This window comes from Kribbella sp., from assembly GCF_035655035.1.
Taxonomy (GTDB): domain Bacteria; phylum Actinomycetota; class Actinomycetes; order Propionibacteriales; family Kribbellaceae; genus Kribbella.
Genome location: NZ_DASRVN010000512.1, coordinates 1 through 5,572, shown reverse-complemented (window position 1 = coordinate 5,572; position 5,572 = coordinate 1). Strand labels below are relative to the sequence as shown.

Sequence of the window (5,572 nt, the reverse complement as noted above, 5' to 3'; positions counted from 1 at the left end):
CCTCCACGACACCCATTCTCTGACTTTAGTCAGACATCTGCCCGTCGCCCTACTGCCTGGATTGCCCGCACCCGGCCGTCCGCGAGGGCCTCGGTGAGGTGTTTGACGCGGTCGCGGAAGTTCGGTACGAACGTCTGTAGGCCGAGCGGGCTGGGCGGGAGCGCCTGGATCGTCCGCATCATCGCCCCGACAGTCTCGGTCAGGTCCTCCCAGTGCTCGACGGTGAAGCCGGCAGCTTCGATCGTCGCGCGCAGGGCTTCCGGCGTACTGAGATGGCTGTGGGCTGCGCTGTCGGCCCACGGCAGCGGGTAGTCGAGGTCACGCCCGTCGCCGGCGGCCAGATCCCACAGGGCGAGTCGGCCGCCTGGCTTCAGGACCCGCGCTGCCTCCCGGTAGAGCGCTTCCTTGTCGGCCACGTTCATCTGGACGTGCTGACTGAACACGACGTCGTACGAGGCGTCGTCGAAGGGCAGCGCGGTCACGTCGGCCTGCCGTACGGCGATCCGGTCGTCCAGGCCGACGAGCCCGTTGAGCCATGTCGCCGACTCGCAGTACTCGTCCGAGAGGTCGACGGCCGTGACCGCGCAGCCGAAACGGTCGGCGACGTAGCGCGAGGTACCACCGATGCCGGCACCCGCGTCGAGCACCGAACTGGTCGGGGCGAGCTCGGCCAGGTCGACGAGCTGGGCGGTCGCGAGTCGTCCGCCGGTGTGGTAGTCCTCGAGCATCGCCAGCTCCGCGGGCGCGATGCCGTCAAGGTCCTTGCCTGCAGCAACGAGCGCCTTCTCGATGTCGAGCTGCACGGTCCCGGTCCGATAAGGGACGGTGCCCATGCCGTGCCGCGAGGCGATCTCGGCGATCGCGGTGGCCAGCAGCTCCGGGTGTTCGGCGGTGGTCAGGTGGCCGCCGGGGAACGTGATGATCCGCGCTTCGGGCACCCGTTCGCGGGTCGCGTCGATCTGGCGGTGTTCGTACGGGTCCTCCGTACTGCCGCCGACGTACAACGGGATCGAGCCGTCGAGCTCGCGAGCGATCGCCGCGAAGTCCCAGCGGTCCGCGTTCCGGCGGTGTTCCGGCACGAAACCGGCGCCGTCGTGGAGGAACCTCGCGCCGTCCCGGCGGGTCAGCGCGGACCACAGCTCGGTGAGCTCGGCCTCCCCGGGCCGGTAGCCGCGGGAGTACATCCGCGCCTGCTGCCAGCCCTTGACGAACGGCACCACGGATCGCTGGATCCCGCGCGCGCCGAGCGTACCGAGTGGTGATCGCAGCATCGGCGTGCCTCGCCACGGGTGCGTGTGCGCATCGGCGAACAGGCCGCCGTTCACGATGAAGACCGCCTCGATCGTCGGCTCCAGGTCACGCCGCAGGAGTTCCAGCAGCGCGAGCGAGCTGTAGTCGAACGTGACGACGACGGTACGGCGTACCCCGTGGTGCCGCCACAACGCCTCGACGAGATCGGCGCGCCCGGGCGTCGAATGCGGGTAGTGCCTCGGCTTGTCCGAATCGCCCTGCCCGACCGGCTCGACGTACAACCGCGGCCCGAGACTTTCCGGGAGCAGGTGATCCACCTGCGCCCAGCCGTACGAGCCGTCCGGGAAGCCGGGCAGCATCGTCAGCCAGACCGCGTCGGCGGCGGCCGCCGGCGTCGCCCGTTCGAAGACCTTCAGTACGGCGGCATCGTCGGTCCGCGCGTGCTGCGCGTCGTACCCGATCCGCCGGCCGCCGGCGAACCACTCGTCGGCGGTGACCCAGACCGTTCCCATCGAACCCTCCCGCTTTTAGTGGACACTGTCCACATTACGCCGCGGAAGTGGACAGTGTCCACCTTGTTATCCTGAGCCGGTGAGTGAACCGGCACCAGCACCGCGGCGACGGCGGGCGCGCGGCGACGTACGGGCCGGGCTGGTCGCGGCCGGGATCGAGCTGGCGCGGGCGGGCGGCCCGGAGGCCGTCGTCCTGCGGGAGGCGACCCGGAGCGTCGGCGTCGTACCGAACGCGGCGTACCGGCACTTCGCCGATCGCGACGAGCTGCTCTCCGAGGTCTGCGCGGCGGCGATGAACGAGCTGGCCGAGCGGATGGCCGCGGGGATCGCGCGGGTCCGCGGCAAGCGCGGGAACCCGGAGGCGGCACAGCGGCGGCTGGCCGCGATCGGGGCGGCGTACCTGGAGTTCGCGCACCAGGAGCCGGGGCTGTTCGCGACCGCGTTCGCCGTACCGCAGCAGCACGCCTACGCGGGGGCGGACCGCACTCCGCTGGGGCTGCTGCGGGCGGCGCTCGACGAACTAGTGGAGGCCGGGGTCCTCGATCCGGAACGGCGCGAGGGCATCGAGTACCCGATCTGGTCGATCGTGCACGGTACGGCGGTGCTGACGACCCAGGGCCCCCTCCGCGGGGACCCTGGGGTTCGCAGGATCGAGGCGCTGACCGCGGCTTTCATCGGCAGCGCCTTGACCTGATCGTCAGTCGATGGGGCGGAGTTCGTCGGCGTACGAGACCGAGACCCGGCGGAGTACGCCGTCCTTCACCGAATACTGGCCCATCCGCCACAGCGGCGGGCTGTAGGCGTGCACGGTGACGCTGCCCTTGTCGAGGCCGGTGAGGCGGTGGATGTGGTCGGGGCCGAACCCGTACACGTCGCCGGCCACCACCTCGGTCTCGATGGCGTCGGTACCGATCGCCAGGTTGTGCTCGACGAGCTTGCCCCGGGCAACGGCCACCGCACCGGAGGAGACGTCGTGGTCGTGCCAGCCGGTGTCGTTGACCGGCGTCCAGCAGATCAGCCAGACGTCGACGTTGGCGTCCCGGTGCAGCGACGCGAAGACCCGCTCCTCGTCGCTGTAGGCGACCTGGTCCTCCCACAGGTGCGGTTGCGCGGCGATCGACGCGGCGAGCTCGGACAGCTCCGCCGGCGTCAGATCGCGGCCCGGAAGGTCGTCCAGCGACAAACAGTTGTTGAGCTCCACGAGCCGGCTGGCCTGGCGCGCCGGGACGTCGGGTACGTCGATTGGCTGGGCAGTCACTGCACTCCCCTCTCAGGAGTAGTCGTACCGAACAACAGTCGGTACGGGTTGTCGTGGCGGATCACCGCGGTCGCGGCGTCGCCCTGGCGGAGGTCGGTGAGGCCGGCGTACGGCCGGTCCGTGCCATGCACGACCTGGTCGATACCGAGCACCCGCGCGACCGCGTCGATCCCCTGCGGGCCGTAGCTCGAGGTGTCGACGTACAGGTTGGGGTCGATGGTGCCGAGCCGCCCGCCGCGCGCGGCCAGCCGCTCGTGGTGCACCGGGGCGAGACCGGCGGCGGCGACGAAGCAGAGCCGCAGGCGAGGGAACGTACGCCGTCCGCCGAACGCGTGCCACGCCCACCACGCGGCCTGCAACTGCGTCGCATAGTCGACGACCGGCGCCCACCATCCCGGCGCGTCGGCAACCCCCGCCGGACCGGCGGGCAACACAATCGCCTGCGCCGGACCCGGGTGCACGAGAATCGGCCGGCCGGACCGCTCGACGGCCTCCAGCAGCGCGCTGACGGTTTCCCAGCCGACCGGCGCGCCGAGCGCGTTCGCCGGTAACTGCAGGCCCAGGAACCCCTTGTCCAGAAGGGATTCCAGCTCGGCGATGTCCGGCTCCCGCAGGTCGACCGAAGCCCAGGCGCGGAACGGCTTCGGGAATGCGGCCGCACCGTCATGCCACGCGCCGAGTAGTTCGGGGAGGTGCTCGACGCCGAGCGGGCTCGACAGTGACACGGCGGCCAGCGTCGTACCGGCGTCCTGCTCGATCGCGACCCGCTTGCCGAGCTCGTGCGCCGCCGGATCCACGTCGTACGGCGCCTCGGTCGCGGTATGCAGCGTCCAGCCGTCCAGGTACGGCGGCTCCCGGCGGGCCCGCAGCCGGTCCACGAAAGCCTCCGGCCAGAGGTGCTGGTGAACGTCGAGCATCAGCCTCTCCTCTCGCCGGTTTGATCAGATTGAAGCGCTTCAGGATGAATAGAGTGAAGCGCTTCAATGGTGCGTCTGTCAAGTTTCTGTCCATGACCCCGGCTAGGGTCGTGGTCATGTCCGGAACCGGCCGGAGGCCAACCCTCAAGGACATCGCCGCCGAGACCGGGCTCTCGATGGCCGCCGTGTCGTACGCGCTGCGCGGTCTGCACGGCACGCCCGAGACCCGGCAGCGGGTCCAGGAGGCCGCCGAGCGGCTCGGCTACCAGGCCGACCCGGTCGCCCGCGCGCTCGCCTCGGGCCGCAGCGGGTCGATCGGCGTGCTCTGCGCGTCGCTCGAGGACCTGTGGCAGCAGCGGGTCGCCGCCGCGCTCGGCCGCGAGCTGCTCGCCCCGGACCGGAATGCCTGGATCATCGACTCGGCCGGCGACGCCGACCGGCAGCTCGAGCTCGCCCAGCACCTGGTCGACCACCGCGCGGACGCGATCGTCGTGGTCCCGATCGACCCGGCCGCGAAGGCCTGGGCGGAGATCGCCCGCCAGGTGCCGGTGATCGCGATCGGCGACGCGCTGCCCGCCGCGAAGGCGAAGTCCGAGGTGATCCTGGACAACGAGACCGGCGTCAGTACGGCGCTGCGCCGGCTCGCGGACGCGGGCCACCAGGACATCGCCGTCCTCAGCCCGACCCGCCGCTTCGAGGTGGAACGCCCCGCCGAGGAGATCGCGCAGCGGGTGGCGCGCGACCTCGGGCTGCGGATCCGGCTGCTGCAGTGCCCGCACGACCTGCCCGGCGCGACCGAGGTCGCCCGCACGCTGCTCACCGGCCCCGACCGGCCGACCGGCATCCTCGCGCTCGCGGACTCGATGGCCTTCGGGGTGTACGCCGCCGGCCGGGAGCTCGGGTTGCGGATCCCGGACGACCTGTCGCTGCTCGGGTACGACGACCAGCCGATGTCGCAGCTGCTCACGCCGCCGCTGTCGACGTTCCACTGGCCGCTCGACGACCTGGTCAGCCACGTGGTCTCCCGGGTCACGTCCGCAGTCGACACGAACCGCCGCGTCCGCCGTACCACGCTGACCCCGACCCTGATCGAACGCGGCTCGGTCGCCGGACCGCCTCACTAGGCGAGCCGGCGACCGAAGCGCGACAGGATCCACGCGTTTGAAACTAGACTAGGTCACTACACTTACAGTTCATTGTCCAGGATCCGGACGCGCCGCCAGTTCCTCGGTCGCGGCCCAGACCCGGCGGGCGAGGTCCTCGTCGTACGAGATCGCCGACGAGCGGACCTTGGTGAAGCGGTCGTAGTACCCGGTCGGCGGTTCGGCGCCGACGGCCAGGCGGACGATCGGCTCGGCGCCCTTGCGCGCGGGCAGCGCGAACGCCGTTACCGCCGCCACCTGCAGCCGGGGGAACTGGCGCCCGAGGTCCGTCCGGACGACGCCCGGATGGACGGCGACCACGTTCCAGTCGCGACGCCGGCGCTGCAGCTCGTACGTGAACAGCAGGTTGGCGAGCTTGCTCCGGCTGTACGTGAGGAACGGGTCGAACTCCTCCGGACCGTCCATCAGCCGCTCCGGGACGACCCGTACCGTCCCACCACGCATCGGCGACCGGTGCCCCTCGGAGTTCAC

At 71.2% G+C, this 5,572-nt stretch carries 5 protein-coding genes and 1 pseudogene; 2 read left to right on the top strand and 4 right to left on the bottom strand.

Features of this window, described 5'->3' with window-relative positions; all coding sequences use genetic code 11:
- Nucleotides 1-29 precede the first annotated feature (29 nt).
- Complete coding sequence (locus VFF46_RS28065; RefSeq protein WP_325040224.1) at nt 30-1,763, bottom strand: methyltransferase domain-containing protein; 1,734 nt, start codon at nt 1,761-1,763, stop codon at nt 30-32.
- A 79-nt stretch (nt 1,764-1,842) separates the two neighbouring features.
- Between VFF46_RS28065 and VFF46_RS28060 the strand changes: the two genes are divergently transcribed.
- Entirely contained in the window at nt 1,843-2,457 is a 615-nt protein-coding gene (locus VFF46_RS28060; protein ID WP_325040223.1) for a TetR/AcrR family transcriptional regulator, read from the top strand.
- A 3-nt stretch (nt 2,458-2,460) separates the two neighbouring features.
- Here the strand turns inward: VFF46_RS28060 and VFF46_RS28055 are convergent, their stop codons facing one another.
- Both VFF46_RS28055 and VFF46_RS28050 read right to left on the bottom strand, forming a co-directional pair.
- Nucleotides 2,461-3,021, bottom strand: a complete 561-nt coding sequence (locus VFF46_RS28055) for a cysteine dioxygenase family protein (RefSeq protein ID WP_325040222.1) — start codon at nt 3,019-3,021, stop codon at nt 2,461-2,463.
- Nucleotides 3,018-3,938, bottom strand: a complete 921-nt coding sequence (locus tag VFF46_RS28050) for an amidohydrolase family protein (RefSeq protein ID WP_325040221.1) — start codon at nt 3,936-3,938, stop codon at nt 3,018-3,020. The genes VFF46_RS28055 and VFF46_RS28050 overlap by 4 nt, the downstream gene beginning before the upstream one ends.
- 116 nt (nt 3,939-4,054) lie before the next feature.
- On the opposite strand from VFF46_RS28050, the gene VFF46_RS28045 reads away from it, so the two are divergent.
- A complete protein-coding gene (locus VFF46_RS28045; protein WP_325040220.1) occupies nt 4,055-5,062 on the top strand; it encodes a LacI family DNA-binding transcriptional regulator in 1,008 nt (335 codons plus the stop codon).
- Between the two features lie 69 nt (nt 5,063-5,131).
- On the opposite strand, the pseudogene VFF46_RS28040 reads toward VFF46_RS28045, so the two are convergent.
- Nucleotides 5,132-5,572: pseudogene (locus tag VFF46_RS28040) on the bottom strand (hypothetical protein); the annotation flags it as partial.

Excerpts from the sequence above, each read along its gene's own strand:
- VFF46_RS28065 (WP_325040224.1), bottom strand. The coding sequence starts at position 1,763 with ATGGGAACGGTCTGGGTCACCGCCGACGAGTGGTTCGCCGGCGGCCGG.
- VFF46_RS28050 (WP_325040221.1), bottom strand. The coding sequence starts at position 3,938 with ATGCTCGACGTTCACCAGCACCTCTGGCCGGAGGCTTTCGTGGACCGG.
- VFF46_RS28045 (WP_325040220.1), top strand. The coding sequence starts at position 4,055 with ATGTCCGGAACCGGCCGGAGGCCAACCCTCAAGGACATCGCCGCCGAG.